This is a genomic window from Cupriavidus sp. IDO (genome assembly GCF_000812465.1).
GTDB lineage: Bacteria > Pseudomonadota > Gammaproteobacteria > Burkholderiales > Burkholderiaceae > Cupriavidus.
Window position 1 is genome coordinate 1 of the sequence record NZ_JWMA01000119.1, and the last position, 21,042, is coordinate 21,042.

19 protein-coding genes, 1 rRNA gene and 1 pseudogene are annotated in these 21,042 nt (G+C 62.0%); 16 read left to right on the plus strand and 5 right to left on the minus strand.

Annotated features, from left to right (window positions below):
* Positions 1-126: 126 nt before the first annotated feature.
* From rrf to RM96_RS27445, 4 genes are all read left to right on the plus strand, one after another.
* Positions 127-239, plus strand: a 5S ribosomal RNA gene (gene rrf / locus RM96_RS27430).
* Between the two features lie 453 nt (positions 240-692).
* Positions 693-965: a hypothetical protein gene (locus tag RM96_RS27435; RefSeq protein ID WP_039014891.1), complete on the plus strand. Its 273-nt coding sequence runs from the start codon at positions 693-695 to the stop codon at positions 963-965.
* A gap of 995 nt (positions 966-1,960) precedes the next feature.
* A complete protein-coding gene (locus tag RM96_RS27440) occupies positions 1,961-2,314 on the plus strand; it encodes a DOPA 4,5-dioxygenase family protein (RefSeq protein ID WP_039014892.1) in 354 nt (117 codons plus the stop codon).
* Positions 2,315-3,119: 805 nt separating this feature from the next.
* On the plus strand, positions 3,120-3,392 hold the full coding sequence (locus tag RM96_RS27445) for a hypothetical protein (protein ID WP_039014893.1): 273 nt from the start codon (positions 3,120-3,122) through the stop codon (positions 3,390-3,392).
* Positions 3,393-3,852: 460 nt separating this feature from the next.
* Here the strand turns inward: RM96_RS27445 and RM96_RS40260 are convergent, their stop codons facing one another.
* Together RM96_RS40260 and RM96_RS27455 are read right to left on the minus strand one after the other, a co-directional pair.
* Positions 3,853-4,362, minus strand: a complete 510-nt coding sequence (locus RM96_RS40260) for a hypothetical protein (RefSeq protein ID WP_238587432.1) — start codon at positions 4,360-4,362, stop codon at positions 3,853-3,855.
* 370 nt (positions 4,363-4,732) lie between these two features.
* Positions 4,733-6,436, minus strand: coding sequence for a SulP family inorganic anion transporter (locus tag RM96_RS27455; protein ID WP_082016729.1), 1,704 nt, complete (start codon positions 6,434-6,436; stop codon positions 4,733-4,735).
* A 541-nt stretch (positions 6,437-6,977) separates the two neighbouring features.
* Between RM96_RS27455 and RM96_RS27460 the strand changes: the two genes are divergently transcribed.
* From RM96_RS27460 to RM96_RS27515, 12 genes and pseudogenes are all read left to right on the plus strand, one after another.
* The gene (locus RM96_RS27460; RefSeq protein ID WP_039014895.1) at positions 6,978-7,292 is read left to right on the plus strand and encodes an H-NS histone family protein; all 315 of its coding nucleotides are present in this window, start codon (positions 6,978-6,980) and stop codon (positions 7,290-7,292) included.
* Between the two features lie 1,393 nt (positions 7,293-8,685).
* Positions 8,686-9,525, plus strand: coding sequence for a universal stress protein (locus RM96_RS27465; protein ID WP_039014896.1), 840 nt, complete (start codon positions 8,686-8,688; stop codon positions 9,523-9,525).
* A 125-nt stretch (positions 9,526-9,650) separates the two neighbouring features.
* Entirely contained in the window at positions 9,651-9,917 is a 267-nt protein-coding gene (locus RM96_RS38935; RefSeq protein ID WP_039014897.1) for a hypothetical protein, read from the plus strand.
* 193 nt (positions 9,918-10,110) lie between these two features.
* On the plus strand, positions 10,111-10,950 hold the full coding sequence (locus RM96_RS27475; RefSeq protein ID WP_039014898.1) for a universal stress protein: 840 nt from the start codon (positions 10,111-10,113) through the stop codon (positions 10,948-10,950).
* Between the two features lie 14 nt (positions 10,951-10,964).
* The gene (locus RM96_RS27480; RefSeq protein WP_039014899.1) at positions 10,965-12,323 is read left to right on the plus strand and encodes an MBL fold metallo-hydrolase RNA specificity domain-containing protein; all 1,359 of its coding nucleotides are present in this window, start codon (positions 10,965-10,967) and stop codon (positions 12,321-12,323) included.
* Positions 12,324-12,355: 32 nt separating this feature from the next.
* Positions 12,356-12,772 (plus strand): GSU2403 family nucleotidyltransferase fold protein, encoded by a 417-nt coding sequence (locus RM96_RS27485; RefSeq protein ID WP_238587436.1) that lies wholly within the window; start codon positions 12,356-12,358, stop codon positions 12,770-12,772.
* 84 nt (positions 12,773-12,856) lie between these two features.
* Positions 12,857-13,480, plus strand: a complete 624-nt coding sequence (locus RM96_RS27490; protein WP_238587433.1) for a DUF6088 family protein — start codon at positions 12,857-12,859, stop codon at positions 13,478-13,480.
* A gap of 93 nt (positions 13,481-13,573) precedes the next feature.
* Positions 13,574-14,509: a nucleotidyl transferase AbiEii/AbiGii toxin family protein gene (locus RM96_RS27495; RefSeq protein ID WP_238587434.1), complete on the plus strand. Its 936-nt coding sequence runs from the start codon at positions 13,574-13,576 to the stop codon at positions 14,507-14,509.
* 447 nt (positions 14,510-14,956) lie between these two features.
* The gene (locus RM96_RS27500; RefSeq protein WP_238587435.1) at positions 14,957-15,220 is read left to right on the plus strand and encodes a helix-turn-helix domain-containing protein; all 264 of its coding nucleotides are present in this window, start codon (positions 14,957-14,959) and stop codon (positions 15,218-15,220) included.
* A 217-nt stretch (positions 15,221-15,437) separates the two neighbouring features.
* A complete protein-coding gene (gene istA / locus RM96_RS27505) occupies positions 15,438-16,955 on the plus strand; it encodes an IS21 family transposase (protein WP_039014902.1) in 1,518 nt (505 codons plus the stop codon).
* Positions 16,956-17,072: 117 nt separating this feature from the next.
* Entirely contained in the window at positions 17,073-17,840 is a 768-nt protein-coding gene (istB, locus tag RM96_RS27510) for an IS21-like element helper ATPase IstB (protein ID WP_039014903.1), read from the plus strand.
* Positions 17,841-18,012: 172 nt separating this feature from the next.
* A pseudogene (locus tag RM96_RS27515) lies at positions 18,013-19,154 on the plus strand (ISNCY family transposase); the annotation flags it as partial.
* A 254-nt stretch (positions 19,155-19,408) separates the two neighbouring features.
* On the opposite strand, the gene RM96_RS40975 reads toward RM96_RS27515, so the two are convergent.
* From RM96_RS40975 to RM96_RS27530, 3 genes are all read right to left on the minus strand, one after another.
* Positions 19,409-19,783, minus strand: a complete 375-nt coding sequence (locus RM96_RS40975; RefSeq protein ID WP_443112281.1) for an alkyl sulfatase dimerization domain-containing protein — start codon at positions 19,781-19,783, stop codon at positions 19,409-19,411.
* A 94-nt stretch (positions 19,784-19,877) separates the two neighbouring features.
* On the minus strand, positions 19,878-20,276 hold the full coding sequence (locus RM96_RS27525) for a type II toxin-antitoxin system VapC family toxin (protein WP_039014905.1): 399 nt from the start codon (positions 20,274-20,276) through the stop codon (positions 19,878-19,880).
* Entirely contained in the window at positions 20,273-20,515 is a 243-nt protein-coding gene (locus tag RM96_RS27530; RefSeq protein WP_039014908.1) for an antitoxin, read from the minus strand. Before RM96_RS27530 ends, RM96_RS27525 begins: the two co-directional genes overlap by 4 nt.
* Positions 20,516-21,042: the final 527 nt, after the last annotated feature.

The window sequence follows — 21,042 nt, forward strand, 5'->3', positions numbered from 1 at the left end:
AACCAGTGTGTTTTGCCTGGTGTGGGAATCGCGACTGTGCCCAAAACAGTTGACACAAGACGCACAACCCCCACTACATCCCTATTCGCGACGTTGGCCTCAACCCCAGCGCCGCACCCGCTTATGCCTGGTGACCATAGCGAGTTGGAACCACCCCTTCCCATCCCGAACAGGACCGTGAAACAACTCCGCGCCGATGATAGTGCGGATTCCCGTGTGAAAGTAGGTCATCGCCAGGCTCTTATGCCCCAAAACCCCTCAGCTTACCCAGCTGGGGGGTTTTGTCTTTGGCGGTTTGGAAGCGCTTACAGATTGGGAAAATGGAATGAAATCCGGAGAGACGACAGGGATGCGGCTGGCGAATCAGCGATCGGCGATAGTGGTCTTGCCGGCGCCGTTCGGTCGGCAATCACCCAGAATTGCGCGAAATAAAGCCAAGCGGCGCCGGGGTCGCGCTACAGCGCAGAGGCGGCTTTTTGCAGCGCCGCTCGCGACGCAGCGGGCGTGCTGCACGGACCGAGGAAAAAGAAAGCTCCGCTGAGTGCGAGCATGAATCCCTTAGGAGAAAGGGAGGAGACGGGCTTAAGTATGCAGCCTTCCGCGAACTCTTGCAGAGTGACACATCGTCGTAAATCCGCATGCCGAGCGGGCCGCGTTGCACTACGCCGGGAGAAAACCCGCCGGATCGCGCAATGGGCGCTGGTGGATTGGGCAAGTGGTGCAGGGCAGCCTGCGGGTCGAACTGCAATTACTGGATCGTTTCGGGCCAATCACATCTCCAAGCCGCCCTGCGCCTGACCGGCCGGGCGCTGGTGACGTATGCTGTTACGCATGAGCAGTTACACGTCCATGACTTTGACGGCAAACTGTTTGCCATTCCGTCCGACGCCCAGGCAGTGCTCGACTCAGAAACACTTGAGGCGATCGAACACGCCAAGGCCGACTCGCGCGCGAGACGCGTGTGAACTCGCTTCGCTGTACGCCGCACCGCTCTCACATGACACAGATCCCGCGATGCAAAGAGCGTTGCTGCGATAATTCCGGAATTGGATCCGGCGCATTTCTCCGCCACCGTGCGCTCCCCCTCCCTGCAGTCGCTTCAAGTAGTCAGCACGTTGCGGTGAGGTGAATTCAAGGACGAGCGTACCCGTTTCTGCGAATCGCGGCCCGGGACATCTTCATTGGAAGTTGCCCATTTTGTGAGCGGGGTTGCGGCAACCAATCGACATAGGCGGCAGCTCTCAATGACGGGCGCGCAAAGCCCGCCGTCAACATCGGCAATGGCGGTAAAAAAACGGCTCTCGACCGTTAGCAGAGAGCCGTGGAACGTCCAAGAAGAAATCGGGTAACTGGAAAGTTGCCCGCGCTCAGTATGCTCCCGGCCGCCCGGCTCGGCAATCGGCAGCCCCACCCGCGTCACGGTAGCCCGCTTTGCTCCAAAAAAGAGCCCGCATTCGCCGGGGACGGCCACGCGGGCGCTAGCAGGACTGCCCCGACCGTCTATGGGGATATCTGCCCCCTTAACTCAGGATGGGATGCCATTTTGCCGCCCAGTTCAGGGCGGCCGGGGGACGTGGCAAGAGCCTGACCAGACGGCGTTTTGCGCCGGGTGGGAACGCATGTGGCGAAGGATGCGCTAGATGCCTGAGAGCGAACGATCTTCTACATCGGCCAGTTCACCGGGCGCGCGGCAGCGCCAGACGGTTGGCCACGTGCACTTTCATATGCGTCCAGCTTCGGAAGGTGTCACGGTACGCTTGCAAATGTGCGAAATTGCCTAGCCTGCAAGGCTTGCAGCCCCTCAACACATTCATGAGCAGCTTGTGTGACACGAGTATGTGCGCGGAAAATTTAACACCGACGCCCACGAATTAGGCTCGTGTGGTCCTTTCTGCTCGCGCAGGATGACGGCCGGAGCCAATGCAAGCAGAATTGCAGCATTCACACACTTGAGCTCACGATGACTTACCTCGACCCAGCGGCAATCATCAACTGGCACGCGCATGTGTATTTCGAAGCTTCAAGCCGCGATGCGGCGTGGGCGTTCAGGGAAGCCATCGCGACACGCTTCGGTGGCGTCACGCAGATAGGCCGTTTCCATGAACGCCCCGTAGGTCCCCATCCGCTGTGGTCGTATCAGCTCGCGTTCGACCGCGCACACCTCGGTAGCATTGTCGAATGGCTGACGCTGAACCACGGCATGCTGGATATATTTCTCCATCCGAATACGGGCGACGCATTGCGCGATCATCGCGACGCCACCATGTGGATCGGCCATTCACATCCGTTGAACTTGGCGGCGCTGGGCGGGTAGCCAACCGACTGTTGACCTATATGCGGCGCTGGTTCTTGTTCCTCTATGCCTCGGGTGCCGTGGTCGAACTGATGCTCTGCGCGCCTGGTCTGTCCGCGCTCTTCTAGGTGCCCGGCGTGCTCAGCATGCCGGTCAAATCGTCATCGGCATGCTCCGGATCGGCCTGAAGGCACTCCCCGGGGCGCTGTGAGCGGTGGCTCGCTGGCGCAGGGCGTTTCGACGGGTTGTCCAGCAGTCGGCCTATGCCATTGGCTCGATGTCCTCCACGGCCATCGATCGCTGAACTCGGGCGATTGGTGGGACCGCCGCCCACACAAGCGCCCCCCCGACGAGGGGGAGTTGGCGTTCGGGCGGCGCGGTGTTGCGCTGCATGCTAGGCTGTATTAAACATACGTTGAATTGGCTGCGACGGATCCTCAGTTGTCGATACGAGGGAGACTTGGCATGTCTATTGCAAGGTATCGAGGTTACATAATCGAGGGGTTCGCAAGACCCGCGGGGAGCGGAATATTTGCGGCCTTGGGGCGGGTGACCAGAGGCCGCCATCCCATCGAGGAGTCCGACGTGCTTGGGCTTCACAAAAGGAATGAGCGCGCCCAGAGCGAAGGCCTCTTGTGGGACGGAGGTCTGTTGATCGGCTTGAAGGCCCACATGAAGCCTGACTGTCGTGGGCGCCCGCACGGTCTGCAACGCGCGGGGCCTTATTGGCGTGCCGCCAAGTCGTGCTGGTGCCATTCGACCACTGGTGCGCGTACGTACTCTGATTACCTCGCACAGTCCCGATACGCTGGGCAGGAGAGCAGGCATGAGCGAACGGCTGCGCTGGACCACGGTGGAGTATCGCGACATGTACGTCCACGCGATTACCTTTGTGCTCTCGGAGTTGGGCCGGACGGAATCGCCATCTGTACAGAAGTGGGGTTACGTTGTGGCAATTCACCATTCTGCCGACCGAGACGTCGACTTCGAATATGGGCCGTCCACCAATCGGACCGATTACTTCACCCGTGAAGCCGCGGAACAAGCGGCGCTCCACTATGGCAAACAGGCGATCGACATCATTCTGGAGCCGAACTGAGGCCGGTTGCTTCCGACCGTCCATGGCCAAGTTCGGATTAGCTTCAGAAGCGGCGCCTGCAGGAAGAGCAGGGATTGTTCGCGTCCTCTTCGGCAGATGGGGCGGCACCATGGACGCCGTGGAGTCAGCCGGTTGCTGATGGGCAGCATGGCCCCGGTGGCCTCGTGCGTAAGTGCGCGGTGCCGGTAATGCTGGTCAGGGCGCTGCAGCAAGCCTGAGCCAGCTACTCGCGCATTTCCGATCAGGTGTTAAAAGGCAGCGCCCCAAGAAAATTGCGGATGCCAACAGCGCGCGGATCGTCGCGGGGAAAAGCTCCGTCAGGTGGGGAGTTGTTCGACAAGTTCGATCGCGCGTACAAGTTCGGCGTTCACCAAAGGTGGCGGGCGGCTTGCAACGAAGCGGTAGGCGTGTACTTGCTCTTAAAATGAGTACTTGGCGCCATCTGTAGACACGAAAATGATCAGTGCTTGGGGGAGGTTTTGATGGAAAAATCAAGAAACTCCTGCTTCGGCAGCTTTGATAGCTTAAATTGTATAAATCCATAGCCCAATGCAGTGTGGCAAGCATTGCAACCGTTTACCGCTGCCGAGAAACGGTGATTAAATTGTTGGATGTCTTGTTTTTCGATAGCTTGAGCAAGTGGCGCGAGATAAGTTTGCTCATTGGCCTTTAGCATTGACGCGTGCTGCGGCCTGGTTATTTCTCCCACTTCCTGCGCCTCAAGCAGCTCCTTGAGCTGATACTGCGCCAATCCCCAATTGCCACCGTTTGCTGCCCAATAGATATTGGTGAAACGGTAAGCCATCTCATGCATCACGGCGCCAAGCCCCGGCTGAATGGATGCAAGGGTCTTAACTCGATTCTCAAGCGGCCCCTGCTCGATGCTTTTTTCCGATTCTCCCCTGGTCTGTGCGGCCGACCAGGTTCCAAGGGCGAGCAAAAGGAGCGCGACTAGTCCGCGAAGCATCATGTTCCCTCACACGGCTGCTCAAGCGTGCGTGTTTTTGGTTATGCCAGCCTCATAGAGTTGGCGACGTGAACGCCAATTCACAATAGATCATACTGACGAAAAAACAAGACCACGCCAGCAGATGTCCGCCGCCACGCAGAGAAGTCGGCACATCGCGAGATACGTCGGCGCCTCGAGTCCGATCCACGATGCCAAGGTTAAAGCGCAACGCCGAAAGGTTTGCCATTGCCACCTATGCCAAAGTTAGCCTGGGCACGAGCAGCTCGGCAGCATCGAGGCGTCGCGTCGCCGCAAGGGTGCTCGCGTCACGCTGAGCGGTTGCACTGCGATCCAGGCCTGACGCAGGGGGGACTTTTCCGTCTGGTCCTCCCTAAGCAGGTTTCCATACCTGGCCCAGTGACTGAACGCACTCATCCACGCTCAGTTCATGCAGCGACTCGCGCGGCAGCGTTTCGTTGGCCGCGCGCGTCAGTACAGCCAGCACGGGCGGCTTCAACCGCACCAGCAGCAGGCGCTGGCCCTGGGCGGCCACCTCGGACGCGAAAGTATGCATCGCCTCGATCGTCGAGCCATCGATGTCCGGCGTCTCCTCTAGGCTGAACACAAGCGTATGGAGCCCTGGCCCGGCCGCCTCGCGCAGGTGTCGCACCCTGGCCAGCATGCGTTCTGCATTGGCGAAGAACATCGGCGCCTCCGGCCGTACGATCAGCACGCCCGACAGAGTCCGGGCCTCAGGGTGAGCTGCGATGTCAACGTAGTCGTGGCTGGCGCCAAGGCGCCCCAATTCGCTGACTCGTGGCTCGGAGAAGCTGCGCAGTGTCAGCATCAGGCTGATGCCGATTGCCACCAACAGCCCGTCGAGCACGCCAAGCAGGAGCACGGCGACACATGCCGCGACCACCAGCAGCCGGTCGCGGCGCCATGTCCAGTAGGGCCTGAATGCATCGAGGCGCAAGGTATGGCTCACGGCATGTATCACGATGGCTGCAAGCACGGGCTCGGGCGTGCGTGCAAGCTGCGGCAGCAGCGCGGCGACAATCAGTGCGATGACTGCCGCGGCACACCAACCCGCCAGGCGAGACTGTGCCCCGGCAGCTTCATTCGCAGACGTGGCGGAATAGCCCGCCCCGACCGCCATGCCATGCAGCAAGCCGGAACCGATATTGGCCAGACCCAGCGCGATCAGGTCGCGGTTGGGTGAGGTCACATCACCATACTTGAGTGCAAAGCTGCGAATGGAGCCGTACGACTCCGCATACAGAATCAGCACCAGCGCGAAGGCGAGCTCACCAACGCGCAACCACTGTACGCGTTGTAGGTCGGGCAGGCCGATGGTGACATTTGCCAAATCGATCGCGCCTACTTCGGCAATGCTGTAGTGCGTCAGATCGGCACCATACGCTGCTGCGATGCCCAGCACGATCACCACCAGCGGTCCCGGCACCCGACGCAAGCGCGCCAGCGCAAACAACAAGACCAGCGCCGCCAGGCACGCGGCGAGCGCATTGAGGTTCCATGCCGCCGATTCGTGCAGGAACTGGTACACGAAACGCGGCAGGTCGCTGTGCGTCGGGTGGATTCCGGCGACGCCCGAAATCTGCTTGAGAATGATGGTGACGGCCAGGCCGAAGGTGAAGCCGCGCAGCACCGGCTTGGCGATGAAATCGGTAATGCCGCCCAAACGCGCCATGCCCGCCAGCACCAGGAAGACACCGGCCAGCGTCACGATCCCGGCGGCGAACGCCAGGCGCAGCGCGGCATTGGCGCCGCTCATCGACAGCGTGGCCGCCGCCAGCACCGCAGCGGAAGATGAGGTGGCCGACACCACCGCGAAGCGGCTCGTGCCCACAATGCCGTATATCACCAGCCCGACCAGCAGGCCGACCAGGCCCGCTTGCGCAGGCAGATTGGCGATGCCGGCGTATGCAACGGCTTCCGGCAGAAGCAGACCAGCAATAGCGCAGCCGGCGACCGCATCTCGCCCGAGCCGTTGGCTTCGCGTCAGCGCCATGTCATTGGCCCTGTCGAAATCTGGCGGGGTGGACGAACCGGAAGCATCAGACGCAGGACACATAGTTGGAGCAGTTCGGGCGATCGGCGGTCCGCCTATTCTGCCACTGATGGGTGCCATTAGAATGATTCTGGCGTCGTTGCGCACGAAACTCCCTTATGACGAAGCGCCAGTGCACCCTAAAGCCGGTGGGTGTCGCCATCCCTCGTTCGTTTGTCTTAAAGGTGAGCCGATGATCGCTGGAAAGTTAAGAGCGCACCCGCTAGGAGTCAGTCCTCAGGGGGATGGGTAGTTTGTACCCATGGCGCACGCAGGCGGCTACCCATTTCAAATGGCACTCGCCCCGAACATCGCGGACGCGCATGACAATGCTGCGCAGCTACACGCCCCGTTGGGCAACACCCAACGGGGCGATACCAACAACCAGTATCGAAAGCTCAGGAAACCGAGCTGGCTGACTCGGCATGTGGACGAAGCTGGTGCATCCGGAACACCGCTCTCCAACAGATCGCGATCTGGCAAAGAGGTAGTAGGAAACAGGCCGACTCCAAATACGCCGCGGCCTCATGTACCATGATGCGAGTCCCAAATTCAAGGAGGCAGCATGGCTACATACAAACAGCTAATGGCAGAAAAGGCAGCGCTAGAAGCTCAACTCGCTGAGGTCCGCACCACCGAGATTGCGAGCGTCGTCGAGAAAATCCAGGGACTGATGGCCGAGTACGAGCTGACCGTGGAGGATATTGCTCCCAAGCGTGGGCGCGGTCGCCCGGCTGGCAAGCAGGGGGCGAAGAAGGCAAAGGAAGGATTACCGCCGAAGTACCTAGACCCCAAGACTGGAAAGACATGGTCCGGCCGGGGCCGAACGCCGGCGTGGCTGGGAAAGAATCCGAAGCGATTCCTGATTGCGGCAGAGTAGGCGTTCCTCATTTCAGGGAACGAATTCCCGCCGTTTCGAAGATTGGACGAGGCAAGTATTCGAGTCCCTGCCTATAGCTGGTGACTGGCGCCGCTATTCTCGATGACGAGGTGATGCGGCGCCGCTATTCAGTCCACACTGCATCAATTTCCCGCGACATACCATTGTCGGTCTCCTTTGCGCGGGCGTGGGGGTTGCCAAATCGGGGGACTTTAGCCGGTGGCCAACCTCGTCGATTTGGTCGATGTCTAGTCTAGGGCGACCTTCTTGATGGAGCAATGCGCAGCGGTTGTTGAAGGCTTGAACGATGGCACTCCCATGGCGGAGATCGAGGTGGTACGCTGAATCACTTCATCGTCTCGCCATTGCGATTTTCCCGAATAGAGAACGTAAGCTGGTGCTCATAGACTGCGCCTACGTCGGAACGAACGTATCCAAAGGCGGCCACCCATACCGGGCCGCAACCCCACATCTGCTTCGTTCCGACGCCTGAACCACTAACCCGCTTCGGCGGGTTTCTTGTTTGTGCTTCCAAATAGCTCGATCAGGAAGGGAAGGGCATCGGCGTTAAGACATACTTCAGTCGTGGCTGCCCTGTTCGGTCAGCCAATCTTCCCCGCCAAGTCGGCAGCAGAACGAGGGTACCTTTTGGGCATTGTCAGGCTGCGATGTCCTGAGACTGCCGCCGGTCCGATCAGTATTGGTAGTTTCGCCGCCAGCCGGGTGATCGCCGTATGACGGAGGTCGTGCCAACGCATGTCTACCAGTCCAACACGTTTCCGTGCCCGTTTGAATCCCAGCTCCAAACTGAGGATAGCCTCGACAGGCCCCAAGCTGTTGCCTTGTGGCCTGGGTGGCTGACGAAGGGATGCAATGGGTTTTGGATGTGGATACCCCATTCACGCCGGGGGTGGTAGATGCCCACTGCGTTCGGCTTCGAACATATCTCGACTGTGCCGCGGTTCATATCAGATTTAGATGATATGAACCGCGCAACATATGGAGCGCCTTTCTCCTTGTATGGCCCCCGGGGCAGGGTGGCACTCGTCCATCCCTGCAATTCTGCCCGCCCTGGCGTCCCCCGGTGCTTCGGCGGGTCTTTTTTGTTGTCGAGGAATGAACTCAAGGTGTTCTTTCTCGCATCGCTATGTTGGCGCAATGACGGCGGTGCTGGACCAACCGCTTGCTACTGCCGTGGTGGCGGGCGGCGCTAAGTCTTGCCTGTCGGCATCGGGCAGGTGCTTTCCACTGGGGTTTCGTGGGCGGTGGCCTGGCTGCAGCGGGCTGCCCTTGATATTGCGCAAGCATGCGCCCCTTATTCCTTGCTTTGAGCGGTGGGGCAAATAGAGTCCTGAAGGAAGCGCTAGATAGCCGTATCCAGGAGACATCTGCCATGACTTTCGCAAGCATCATGGTCCACGTGGACACTGGCCGCCGCAGCCACCTGCGGTTGTCACTAGCGGTGAAGCTGGCGCAGGAGTATCAGGCTTCGCTGACCGGCTTGCTGGCGGTGTATGCCGCGGATCCGGCCTGGGTGCATCGGGTACCCGACGGGGGGCGCTACCTTGAAGCCTACCGGCAACGCAGGGAAGAAGCTTGCAACGTCGCCCGGTGCGCTTTCGAAGGGGCGACCGAGGAACTGCTGGTGCCGGTGGAGTGGCGGGTCGCCGAAGGCCCGCCGCTGGTAGCCGTCCAGCGCGAGGCGCGGTTGGGCGACCTGCTCATCATGGGGCAGGACGATCCCGACGATCCGACGGCATTTGTCGCCAGCCACTTCGTCGAGACGATCATCCTGGAAGCCGGCCGACCGGTGCTGGTCATCCCAAGCGCGGGCTGGTTCCGCGAGACCGGCAGGCGCGTCATGGTCGCCTGGAATGGCAGCCGCGAATCCGCGAGGGCGACTCATGACGCATTGCCATTCCTGCGGCGTGCCGACTCCGTCGATGTGGTGTCATGCGCTGTTGTGGGCAAGCGCCGGGATGAATGGCTTGCCCCGCCCCAGTATCCCGTTGCCTGGCTGGCAAGGCATGGTATCGCCGCCCGGGTGCATGAAGTGCCGGTGGACGCGGCGCTGAGCACCGGGGAGGCGTTGCTGTCCCAGGCCGTTGACCTTTCGGCCGACCTCATGGTCCTTGGTGCGTATGGACACTCCCGGATGCGCGAGCTGGTGCTTGGCGGTGTGACGCAGACGCTGCTCACGTCGATGACCGTCCCGACGCTTTTCTCGCACTAGCCTTCGGCTCTCCCCGGAGGGCAGTACGCGAATCGTGCTGCCGCAGTTCCAGCCCGTTGACCTGCATCAAGTGCCAGTTGGCGTCGTTGCCTAGACTGGGCTTGTGGCTCGAGTGAGGGGCGAACATGGCTTACGGCAGCATCCTGGTCCCCGGGGACAGCAACACGCAGGCACTGCAGCGACTTGAAGTAGCGGGGCACCTTGCCGTGGCCAACGAGCGTCCGCGGGTCGGCATGTATGCCGGCTTCCTTCCAGATCTCGCCTGGTTCTACCTGATGGACGGCGCGCGGCAGTATGTGGCGGAGGATCTGGCCCGGCGCAGGCAGGTCAGGGAAGACATCTCTCGCGCTAAAGCGAAGTCAAGACCAAAACCTGAACGGGTGCTGCAATGAAAGCGCTCCGGCAGTCTGGCTACGGCGCCTGGCTGAGGCGGTGTGGCATCGCATGGCTCTGTATGCTTTGCAGCGCTTGCGCGTCGGGGCCGGGCTTTCTCCGGCCGCCCAAGCCTCGGGCCAATCATACCGCCCCGGCAAGCACGGTCGCGGGGGCGGCGCCGCATGCCTTCAGTCAGGCGGAGGCAATCTGATGGATTACAGAACGATCCTCGTCGAGCTTGGGTCGGACGCCGGATGCGCCGCCCGTATCCGCATGGCTGCAGACTTGGCTTCCTGCTTTGGAGCGCATGTCATCGGCGCCAGCGCGACTGGACTTCGCATCGATCCCGTGCGTGGTGCCGGCGACGACGCAGCGCGGTATGCGGAGCTTGCGCGGCGCCGCCTGCTGGGCCAGGTCGCATCGCACGGGGAGTTGTTGGGCAATACGCTGGCTGATACCGCACCCGGGATCACGTTCTCGCATCACGTGGTGGAGGAAGAGACCGGCTGGGTCCTGGCGCAGGAGGCGCGCGTGGCCGACATCGTCCTGCTCGCACAGCCAGACGCTACAGGGAGCGGCGTGCCATCGCTTGCGGCCGAGGTGGCCGAGTATGTGATGCTGAACGCGGGGCGGCCCGTGATCGTCCTGCCAGCCGAGGTTCGTCGCCTACACGGCGGCCATGTCGTGATTGCGTGGGATGGTCAGCGCGAAGCCGCAAGGGCGGTAGCCGATGCGATGCCACTGCTTCTTCGCGCCAGGCAGGTGACGATACTCGCCGTCTGGGGCCGGCCCGGCACGCCGGATGCGAATTCGGAGCCAGTCGCGGGGCTGCGTCACTATCTGCAGCGGCACGGCATCGTCGCTGCCGTGCGGACCGAGCAGACTTCCCTGCCGGTTGGTCCTGTCATTTGCGATGTGCTCGGAGAGCTTGGCGCGGACTTCCTGGTGGCGGGGGGCTATGGCCACTCCCGCATGCGCGAGCTTGTGATGGGTGGGACAACGCGGACGTTGATGCGTCAGACCAAAGTTCCTGTCCTGTTCTCGCACTGACAGGAGGCACTCGCATGCAGCTGCAATTCCTCGGAGCAACCGACACGGTAACCGGCTCCAAGTACGTGCTCGACACCGGGCGCCACCGCGTCATGGTCGATTGCGGGTTGTTCCAGGGATTCAAGACCTTGCGGCTGCGCAACTGGGATCGGCTTCCGCTTGAGCCTGCCAGTATTGATGCGGTGGTGCTGACCCATGCTCACATCGATCACAGTGGCTACCTGCCGTTGCTGGTGCGAAACGGGTTCCGAGGTAGCGTCCACTGCACCATGGGCACCGCCCAGTTGTGCGGCATTCTGTTGCCAGACAGCGCGCACCTGGCGGAAGAGGACGCCGCCTATGCGAACCACAAGGGCTTCTCGAAACACCGGCCGGCACTGCCGCTCTACACCGGTGCCGATGCCGAGCGCGCCCTTCGGCGGCTGCAGCCGATCCCATACGGTAAGCGCTTCACCGTGATCCCAGGTGTCGAAGCGGAGTTTTGCCAGGCTGGGCATATCATTGGCTCGGCTGTTGTCACGCTGTTTGTCCAGGGCAAGCGCATCGTGTTCTCGGGCGACCTCGGGCGCCAGCAGGATCTGGTCATGCGCGCGCCAGAGATGGTCCGGCAGGCAGATTACCTGCTGGTGGAGTCGACCTATGGCGACAGGCGGCATCCTGACACCAATCCGCTCGACTTGCTAGGCGAAATCGTGAGCCGGACTATCGGTCGCGGCGGCAGCCTGATCATTCCTGCCTTCGCGGTGGGTCGCACCCAGAGCCTGCTGTATTGCCTGCACCGACTGCGCGAGCTCAAACGGATCCCGGACGTGCCGATCTACCTCAACAGCCCCATGGCGATCGACGCGACCACGATCTTCTCCCTGCATCCGGAAGAGTTGCGCATTGACCCCGCCGAGTGTGCCGCAGTCTGTAGTCTGGCAACGCCGGTACAGAGCATGGAGCAGTCAATCTGGCTGAACCAGGATCACAGCCCGAAGATCATTCTGGCCGGCAGCGGTATGGCAACCGGCGGCCGTGTGGTGCATCACCTCGCGGCGTACGGACCGGATGCGCGCAGTACGATCCTGCTGTCTGGTTTCCAGGCGGCGGGCACGCGCGGCGCTACCCTGGCGTCGGGCCGGCGCGATATCCGCGTGCATGGCAAGGACATCGTCGTGCGGGCGTCGGTCGAGCAGATCGAGAACCTCTCCGCGCATGCGGACGCGGCGGAACTCATGACGTGGCTCGGTGGCTTTCACCAGGCGCCCCGACGCACATTCGTCGTGCACGGCGAGCCCCAGGCCAGCGACGCGCTGCGCCAGCGCATTGAGCGCGATCTCCACTGGGCGGTCACCATGCCGGAGTACCGGCAGACTTATCAGCTCGACTGACCAAGCGCGTTCAGTTCATCACGGCGAAGCCCATCGGAGAGTCGATTATCCTGCACGCACTCCAGCCAGTGGATCCGACCTTCATACTCGCCCCCAGAACGGGTGGCTGCGTGCGAGGGCGAAACGAAGTCGGATTCGTTGTCGACATCATTGGCGCCGTGCAGGCGAGCACGCCGCAAGCCACGCTGTCGACCACGATTGCGGATGACAGCGGGGCGGCCATGTCATATGGGATAACCAAGCTCCTGCGTCGCGGTCGGGTAAGCACGATCGTCTTTACCAAAACGGGCGTCATGGAGCGCCTGACGGCGATCGCCCCCGAGTCCTTCTGCGCGTTCAAGGGATGGATTGCCGCCCAGCCAGGGGTGCCAGAGGAGAAGCGTAAGTTCTGCCAGAACTTGATGACTTTGGCGGCCAAGCTTGGCGATGGCCTCATGCTTATCCCCTGAGTTCGGCAGTAGCCCGACCAATGCGCGGCAACAATCTCAAAAAGGTCCATCACCGTCAGAAAAACATACGCTATTTTATGACATATGAAAACGACTGCCCCATCCATTCCAGACCAGATTATGAGGCGCGCCCGGGCTGCCGGGCGTGGCGGAGTCTTCACACCCAGTGACTTTCTGGACGTGGGAGCCAGGGCCGCGATTGACCAAGCGCTGTCGCGATTGACCAAAGGTGGAAAGCTTCGTCGTTTGGCGCGAGGCCTGTACGACTTTCCGAAGGTACATCCGAAGCTTGGCCCGCTTTCGCCGGCACCGGATGACGTCGCGCAGGCACTTGCGCGGGAGACCGGGTCACAATTGCAGATCGCAGGCGCACGCGCGGCCAATGTGTTAGGTCTGACAACTCAGGTTCCGGCGAAAAGCACTTATCTGACCAACGGTCCCTCCCGCCGTGTCGTGCTCGGCAAGCGTATCGTCGATCTTCGCCATGCTTCGCCCAAGCACCTGATCGCCCCGGGCAGTGCAGCGGGGACCGTGTTTCAGGCCCTTCGTCATGTCGGACCCTCGCGCGCGGCAGATGTGGTGCAGGTCGCAGCGAGTCGTTTGTCGGCCAGCGACAAGCGGACGCTCGCATCCACCGCGATCCAGGCGCCCGCGTGGATGCGCCCGACGCTCGTATCGATTGCGGCAACGGGTGAGGCCCATGGATAAGGTCGCCAAACTCCCAGCGGAGGATCGCGCCGCACTCTTTGGCGAAACCGGCGCTGGCCGGGGGGTCGCCAATACGATCATTGAGAAGGACTTTTGGGTCTGCTGGACGTTGAAGCGGCTGTTCGGCCTGCAGCGCCAGGACGCAGCGGCCCTTGTCTTCAAAGGGGGCACATCGCTATCAAAGCGTTCGGCGCGATCCGACGCTTTTCCGAGGACATCGATCTGTCTTTCGACCGCGCCGACCTCGGCTACTCGGGTGACCGCGATCCCGAAACAGAGGGAATCAGCCGGAAGCAAGCGAACCAGCTCATCAAGGATCTGGTGGGCGATGTTGAGCACCACATCGCCGAAAGGCTGTTACCGGCGCTTCGAGCCGTGATCGTGGCGCAGCTCGGCGAGCCGAACCAAGGCCAGTGGTCCCTGGAGATCGACGCCAACGATGCGCAGACGGTGAACTCCCACTATCCGATCGCATTGCACGCACCCGAATATCAGGGCATGGCCTACATCACACCGCGGGTAAAGCTCGAACTCGGCGCACGCGGCGATCCCTGGCCGACCGAACGGCGGGTAATTCATCCTTACGCGGCGGAAGATTATCCCGACTTCTTCGACGAACCCGACTGTACCGTCACGGTCCTATCGGCGCAGCGTACCTTCTGGGAGAAAGCCACAGCACTGCACGCGGAGGCACATCGCCCAGCGGGGTCGCCGACACCACAGTACTTTTCGCGACACTACTATGACCTCGCCATGCTTCTCGAAACCCCAGAGGGCAAGGCGGCCGCAAAGGACCTCGGGCTATTCGCACAAGTGGTGACGCACAAGGCGACGTTCTTCCGGTCAAGCTGGTCGCGTTACGACATCGCGCGTCCCGGCACGCTGAAGCTCATCCCGAACGCTGTGCGCATCAAGGACCTGCACGGCGATTATCGGGCGATGGCTCCAATGATGTTCGATGAGAACCCGCCTTCGTTCGAGGACGTCCTTGCACGAATCGAGCAGCTGGAACGAACCATCAACGGCTAGTTCGATTCAGGGCAATACCAATATGTGCTTTATACAGCGTATTTCGTCGAGTCCTACCCAATATAGGGCTCTTACATTCTTAAGACGTAGTGTGACTGCGAAGCCTTACCGGTGACCTGCAATGCCAAAATGGAGCGGAAAAGGAATGCGCGCCCAACCGTCGCCGCAGACGCCGTCGCTGCCCAGAGTGTTTCGCCACATTTTCAGCTTTCACGCTTGAAAGTCCGGGGCATCTGTCGCCACGGAATCGGATCCCGTCCGTCGCCTCCATGGGGATGCGAATCGGGCCGTTTACAATTTAACATAATGATTATTATGCGCAGACACACTGTAGCGGCTAAGCGGTAATGTCCGGTTCTGGCTAAGTTCAAATGTCCGAGTTTAGCCGGCGTAAGCTTGACGGCTTCCAGCGCGCGGGAGCCCGTCATGCCAGCAGGAGCCATTACCATGACGATGCGGCAGATCGACCGGCTCAAGGTCATCCAGGCCCTGGCAGACGGCTATCTCAAGACAGGGGTTGCCGCCGCCAGACTGGGGCTGACCTCCCGCCAGGCCCTGCGCCTGCTGCGGCGCTATCAACAGCACGGCGCCGCCGGCTTGCTGAATCGCCACCAGGGTCAGCCGGCCAACAACCGGACCCCATCGGGCCTGGCGGCGCGGGCGCTCGGGCTGATCCGCGACAACTATGCTGCGTATTCCGGCCGATCGTGACCAGTCATTCCGGATTATCGTGACCGCGGATTCCGGCATCGTGACCGGCATTTCCGGTTTATCGTGACCAGCCGTTCCGGCGATCGTGACCGGCTCGCCGGGGAGCCATCTCACCACTGACGTGGTGGCGTCCGGCTTGCCATGATCCGGTTGGGGATGTTGCGTATTGTTCAACCCAGGCTGTGGATAACCTTCTGCGTTTTTGCACGGAGAAGCGATGCCCAAGCCCCCCATGACGATACGCATGATCAAAGACGTGTTACGACTCAAGCACGAGTCCGGACTGTCGCACGCCAGCATTGCCGCGGCGCTGCAAGTTTCCAAGGGCGTGGTGTCCAAGTATGTGTCGCTGGCCGCTGAGGCCGGACTGGCATGGGACCAGCTACGCGACCTCGACGAGGCGGCGATCGCCGCCCGCCTGCTGCCCAGCGCACGCAACAGCGCCTACGTGCCGCCGGACTATGCCCGCATCCATCAGGACCTGCGCCGCAAGGGCGTCACGCTGACCCTGCTGTGGCAGGAATATGTCGAGGCTCATCCCGGCGGCAAGACCTACCGGCACACGCAATTCTGCGAGCGCTACCACGCCTGGGCTAAGAGCCTGAAGCGCTCAATGCGCCAGACTCACAAGGCCGGTGAGAAGCTGTTCGTCGACTATGCCGGACCGACCATCGCCGTGGCCGACGGCGGCCGCGCCCACGTGTTTGTGGCGGCGCTCGGCGCTTCGAGCTTCACCTTCGCATGCGCCACGCCGCGAGAGACGATGGTGGACTGGATTGCCTCGATGGTGCGTGCCCTGACCTTTATCGGCGGTAGCCCTGAACTGATCGTCCCAGACAACCCGCGCGCCTTGATTGCCAATGCCGACCGTTATGAGCCGCGCGCTAACGAGACGGTGCTCGACTTCGCGCGCCATTACGGCACCTCGGTGCTCCCTGCCCGTGCACGGCGTCCGCAGGATAAGGCGAAGGTCGAGGTGGCAGTACAGATCGTCGAGCGCTGGATCCTGGCCAGACTGCGCCATCAGCGCTTCGAGACCGTGCATGCGGTTGACCGGGCGATTGCGGCGCTGCTGCCCGCGCTCAACGAGCGCCCCTTCCAGAAGCTGCCGGGTAGCCGGGCCAGTGCCTTCGCCGCCCTGGATGCGCCGGCGCTGCGCCCGTTGCCGGCGACGCCCTATGAGATCGCCAGGTTCCGTATCGTGAAGGTCCATGTGGACCATCACGTCGAGATCCACAAGCATCGCTACAGCGTGCCACACGCCCTGGTCGGCCAGACCCTGGAAGCGCGCATCACCGCCCATGCGGTCGAACTGCTGCACCGCGGCCAGCGCGTTGCGGTCCATGCGCGCGCGAGCACCGGCGGCTTCACCACCGTGCCCGAGCATCTGCCCGCGGCCCACCGCGCCCACCTTGAATGGACCCCGCAGCGCCTCATCCGCTGGGGCGAGCAGATCGGCGGTGCGAGCGGCGCCGTCGTGCGCCGGCTGCTCGAGCAGCACAAGCATCCGGAGCACGGCTACCGCGCCTGTCTGGGACTGCTGAACCTGGCCAAACGTTATGGCAAGGATCGTCTTGAGGCCGCCTGCGCCATTGCGCTGGAGCTCGGCGCCTATCAATACCGCCACGTCAAGAACGTGCTCGAGACCGACCGCGACCGGCTAAGCGCTCCCCGTCCCGCCGAGTGGGTCAGTCCCGACCACGCCCACCTGCGCGGCCCCAGCTACTACCAGTGACGCCGTCTGCCAGGCAGCACTAACTCCCGCGATGCGCCTCAATGGCCCTCGCACACCGCTGGGCAGCACCCGCAGTCGATCTTGCTTGCCCGGCGCTCACAACCGGAACCCAATCTCATGATGACCCATACCACGCTCGCGCAACTGCGCTCACTCAAGCTCGATGGCTTTGCCGCCGCCCTGGAAGAGCAGCTCGCTCAGCCCGGCGCCAGCGCGCTCGCCTTCGAGGAACGCCTGGCGCTGCTGATCGACCGCGAACTGCTCTGGCGCAATGACCGCAAGCTTGCCCGTCTCTTGCAGCGAGCCCGGCTCAAGTACCCCCAGGCCGCCATCGAAGACCTCGATGCCCGCCCCGGACGGGGCATTGATCGCAAACAGATCACTAGCCTCGCGCTGTCAGACTGGATTGCCACCGGACACACCGTCCTGATCGGTGGCCCGACCGGCGTCGGCAAGACCTGGCTGGCCTGCGCGCTGGCGCAGTATGCCTGCCGGCGTGGGCATTCCGTCGCCTATCTACGCGTGCCCAGGCTGGCCGAAGAGCTGCGCATCCTGCATGGCAGTGGTGGCTTCGGCAAATGGCTGTTGCAGATGGCCAAGACCGACCTGCTTGTGCTGGACGACTGGGCGGTGGCACCTCTGGATGCCACCACGCGCAATGATCTGCTTGAACTCATCGACGACCGCGGCAGCAGCCGCGGGCTGCTCATCACTTCCCAATTGCCGGTCGAACACTGGCATGGCTGGATCGGCGACCCCACCATCGCCGATGCGATTCTCGATCGACTGATGCACCGCATTCACCGCATCACGCTGGCCGGCGACTCAATGAGAAAGACTGCTCAAAAAACGAGCACCACATCCAACGGCAACCCCATTGCCTAGCCTGGCAGAGTAGAATCCGTCCCCGCGCAACACCCTCAACCGATCACCGGTCACGATGCCGGAATTGCCGGTCACGACCAACCGGAAACCGCGGGGAAACAGCGGTCACGATAAAGCGGAATCCGCGGTCACGATGCCGGAATCGGCGGTCACATTCACCGGAATACGCAACTATGCCGACTTCGGCCCGACGCTGGCCGCCGAGAAGCTGCGCGAGCGCCATGGCCTCAGCCTGGCCAAGGAGACGGTGCGTCAACTTATGATCGGTGCCGGCTTCTGGGTGCCGCGCAAGCTGCGTCCGCCCAAGGTGCACCAGCCGCGCAACCGCCGGGCGTGCCTCGGTGAGCTGGTGCAGATCGATGGCAGCGACCACGCCTGGTTCGAGGACCGGGCGCCGGCCTGCACGCTGCTGGTCTTTGTCGACGACGCCACCAGTCGGCTGATGGCGTTGCGCTTCGTGCCGACTGAGTCAGCGTTTGCGTATTTCGAGGCGACACGGGCTTACCTGGAGGGCCACGGCAAGCCGGTCGCGTTCTATAGCGACAAAGCCAGTGTGTTCCGGGTCAACCGGCCCAATGCCACTGGCGGTGACGGCTACACGCAGTTCGGGCGCGCGCTGTTCGAGCTCAACATCGATAGCTTGTGCGCCAATTCGAGCCAGGCCAAGGGCCGGGTCGAGCGGATGAACGGCACGCTGCAGGACCGCCTGGTCAAGGAGCTGCGGCTGCGCCGGATCTCATCCCAGGCCGACGCTAACGCCTTCGTGGCGGTCTTTGTGGCCGACTTCAACGCCCGCTTTGCCAAACCGCCCAGGAGCGACTTTAAGCCCATCGCGCAGTGCGCGCCGATGAGGACCTGGCGCGGATCTTCACCTGGCGCGAATGGCGCAAGGTATCGCAAAGCCTCACGCTGCAGTACGACAAGACGCTGTACCTGCTGGCGGACCAGCCCGAGCACCGGCGCCTGATTCACCGCTACCTCGAGGTGGCCGAGTATCCGGACGGCCGGATCGAACTGTGGGCCGATGGCGCGTCCCTGCCCTACACCACCTATGATCGCCTCTCGGAGATCGACCAGGGCGCGATCGTCGAGCACAAGCGGCTCGGGCACGTCCTGCGCGTGGCGCAGGAGATGCAGGCCAAGCGCGATAGCCGGCGCAGCGCCAGCGCACCCGCCCGGACCACTACCGGCACGCCCCCGCGGCCTCGCAAGGCAGCCCCGGGCAAGAAACCTCAGCGACAGCTCAGCGCCGCCGATCTGCAGGCCGCCATCGAAAAGACCTTCCAAGCACCACTCCCTTACGGGAAACCATAGAAAGGCACCGAACCCCAACCCCACACCGTCTAAATCGGACATTTCAGCTTAGCTGAGCGCCGGACATCTGAACTCAGCCTAGACACACACACACACACACACACACTCGTTGCCGAGCGTTATGTTCAAATACGCGCCTCTGGGCCTGCCCTCGGTCGAGGACATTTGCCAAGGCGCAACTGAACCTTATGAGTTGCGCAGGGGCCGGCCAAAGGCCGGCGGTACCGACGTTGGCAGGCTGCACACGATCAAGGCTATGCCGCCTGAAATACTGGTCGACCTTTCGCGCCTGAACGGCCCGAAGGCTGCGGGAAAGATGATGGGACGCAGAAGGCAGTACCGCTGTATGCCAGGATCCATGCCGTCGTTCGCTGCTTGAGCCGAGCAGGGCACCTTTGGCGATCACAAGGTTTGCAGGGATGGCGTTTGGGAAGTGCGTGTCGACGTGGGCGCCGGCTATCGCGTCTACTACGGCATCGCAAAAACGCGGATCGGTCGCCCTTGTCCCAAACGGCCTTGGCGCGCCGCAGGATCGCAGCCTCGCCGCTCATATATTTCACATACTTCTTCGCGGCCATTTCCGGCGGCAGGTCGTTCAGGTCCGACGGATTGGCGTCATACCAAGCCATGTACCGTTGATAGACCGCTCTCGAATTGTGGCGCAGTTTGCCCAGGCCGACAACCGGTAGAAAAGTCACGCGAGCAGCGGCGATTTAGGTACAGTCAGTGACCGGTATGCCAATCCTCGACCGTTAGTTGCTCGACGCGGGCGAATTCCCGGATATTGTGCGTCACGAGAATCAGGTTACGCGCCCTCGCCTGCCCTGCAATCAAGACGTCATAAGGACCAATCGGCGTACCCGCGGCCGCCAGCTGCGCGCGAATCTCTCCGGCATGCTGAGCGTCCTCGGCATCAAACGGTACTACCTCGAACTGCAACGCTTCGATGCGTGCCAGGTTCGCAGCCGCCCGCTGACTCTTGTAGGCACCATAGAATAGCTCATGGGCAACGATTGACGGCAGCCCGAAATCGGACGGCAGATGCGCACGCAGTCGTTCTAGCATGGTTGGCTCTCCCTTGAGCATTGCAATCACTGCGTTGGCATCGAGCAGATATTTCATTCGAACACATCCAGTCCAGGACGCTCCTGTCCAGCAGGTTGGGTGACCGCTGCCGACTCGAAATCGGCATCAACCGGTCCGATCAGCGGCGTCAGCCATGCCCAGTCTTGCGGGACAGGTTCCAGGATCACCGCCGCCCCGTGCCGACGGATCCGAACTTCCGTACTGTCAAACCGGAAGTCCTTGGGCAGCCGTACGGCCTGCGAGCCGCCATGGCGGAAGATTTTGGCGAATTCCATTTCCATCCTCGGTTTGTATCTACAAAACATAGATATAATATACGACTGCAGCTGCCGATTCAACCGGTCTGGCGCGCATGCCCTTGCATAGACCCTTTGGCAATTAAGAGCTCATGTGATTCAAAAGCCATCTTCATTGCGACCGGCTCTCGCGTAAGAGATGCGCCATGGCGGTAACGCTGTGGGATAGGCGCTTGCCTCGGACCCATCGGTGTGAAAAGCCCCGCCTTAAACAAGGCCTGTCCGGAGTGGTTCTCGGGGGTCGCTCGTCAAGGCCGACGATTCGCCGGACAGGTGGACTTGGATGAGGGTGGTGGAGTCGCCGTACTGAGCGCCGTAGTAGGATGCCGGCGAGCATGCCATGGAAATCACACCGGATAGCGGAAGGTGACTTGGCAGCGACACTACGCTAGGATACTGTGCGACGGTGCTAGTGCAGCGTTCCATTCTGTTTGGAACTTAAGCGGCGGTTGGCGCGAATGACTTTCTGCAAGATGTCGCGAGCGCTCTTGGTCCAGATGAACGGC

Coding starts and splice junctions, on each gene's coding strand:
- RM96_RS27435 (WP_039014891.1), top strand. CDS start 693: ATGGGCGCTGGTGGATTGGGCAAGTGGTGCAGGGCAGCCTGCGGGTCG.
- RM96_RS27440 (WP_039014892.1), top strand. CDS start 1,961: ATGACTTACCTCGACCCAGCGGCAATCATCAACTGGCACGCGCATGTG.
- RM96_RS27445 (WP_039014893.1), top strand. CDS start 3,120: ATGAGCGAACGGCTGCGCTGGACCACGGTGGAGTATCGCGACATGTAC.
- RM96_RS40260 (WP_238587432.1), bottom strand. CDS start 4,362: ATGATGCTTCGCGGACTAGTCGCGCTCCTTTTGCTCGCCCTTGGAACC.
- RM96_RS27455 (WP_082016729.1), bottom strand. CDS start 6,436: ATGTGTCCTGCGTCTGATGCTTCCGGTTCGTCCACCCCGCCAGATTTC.
- RM96_RS27460 (WP_039014895.1), top strand. CDS start 6,978: ATGGCTACATACAAACAGCTAATGGCAGAAAAGGCAGCGCTAGAAGCT.
- RM96_RS27465 (WP_039014896.1), top strand. CDS start 8,686: ATGACTTTCGCAAGCATCATGGTCCACGTGGACACTGGCCGCCGCAGC.
- RM96_RS38935 (WP_039014897.1), top strand. CDS start 9,651: ATGGCTTACGGCAGCATCCTGGTCCCCGGGGACAGCAACACGCAGGCA.
- RM96_RS27475 (WP_039014898.1), top strand. CDS start 10,111: ATGGATTACAGAACGATCCTCGTCGAGCTTGGGTCGGACGCCGGATGC.
- RM96_RS27480 (WP_039014899.1), top strand. CDS start 10,965: ATGCAGCTGCAATTCCTCGGAGCAACCGACACGGTAACCGGCTCCAAG.
- RM96_RS27490 (WP_238587433.1), top strand. CDS start 12,857: ATGAAAACGACTGCCCCATCCATTCCAGACCAGATTATGAGGCGCGCC.
- RM96_RS27500 (WP_238587435.1), top strand. CDS start 14,957: ATGACGATGCGGCAGATCGACCGGCTCAAGGTCATCCAGGCCCTGGCA.
- istA (WP_039014902.1), top strand. CDS start 15,438: ATGCCCAAGCCCCCCATGACGATACGCATGATCAAAGACGTGTTACGA.
- istB (WP_039014903.1), top strand. CDS start 17,073: ATGATGACCCATACCACGCTCGCGCAACTGCGCTCACTCAAGCTCGAT.
- RM96_RS40975 (WP_443112281.1), bottom strand. CDS start 19,783: ATGGCTTGGTATGACGCCAATCCGTCGGACCTGAACGACCTGCCGCCG.
- RM96_RS27525 (WP_039014905.1), bottom strand. CDS start 20,276: ATGAAATATCTGCTCGATGCCAACGCAGTGATTGCAATGCTCAAGGGA.
- RM96_RS27530 (WP_039014908.1), bottom strand. CDS start 20,515: ATGGAATTCGCCAAAATCTTCCGCCATGGCGGCTCGCAGGCCGTACGG.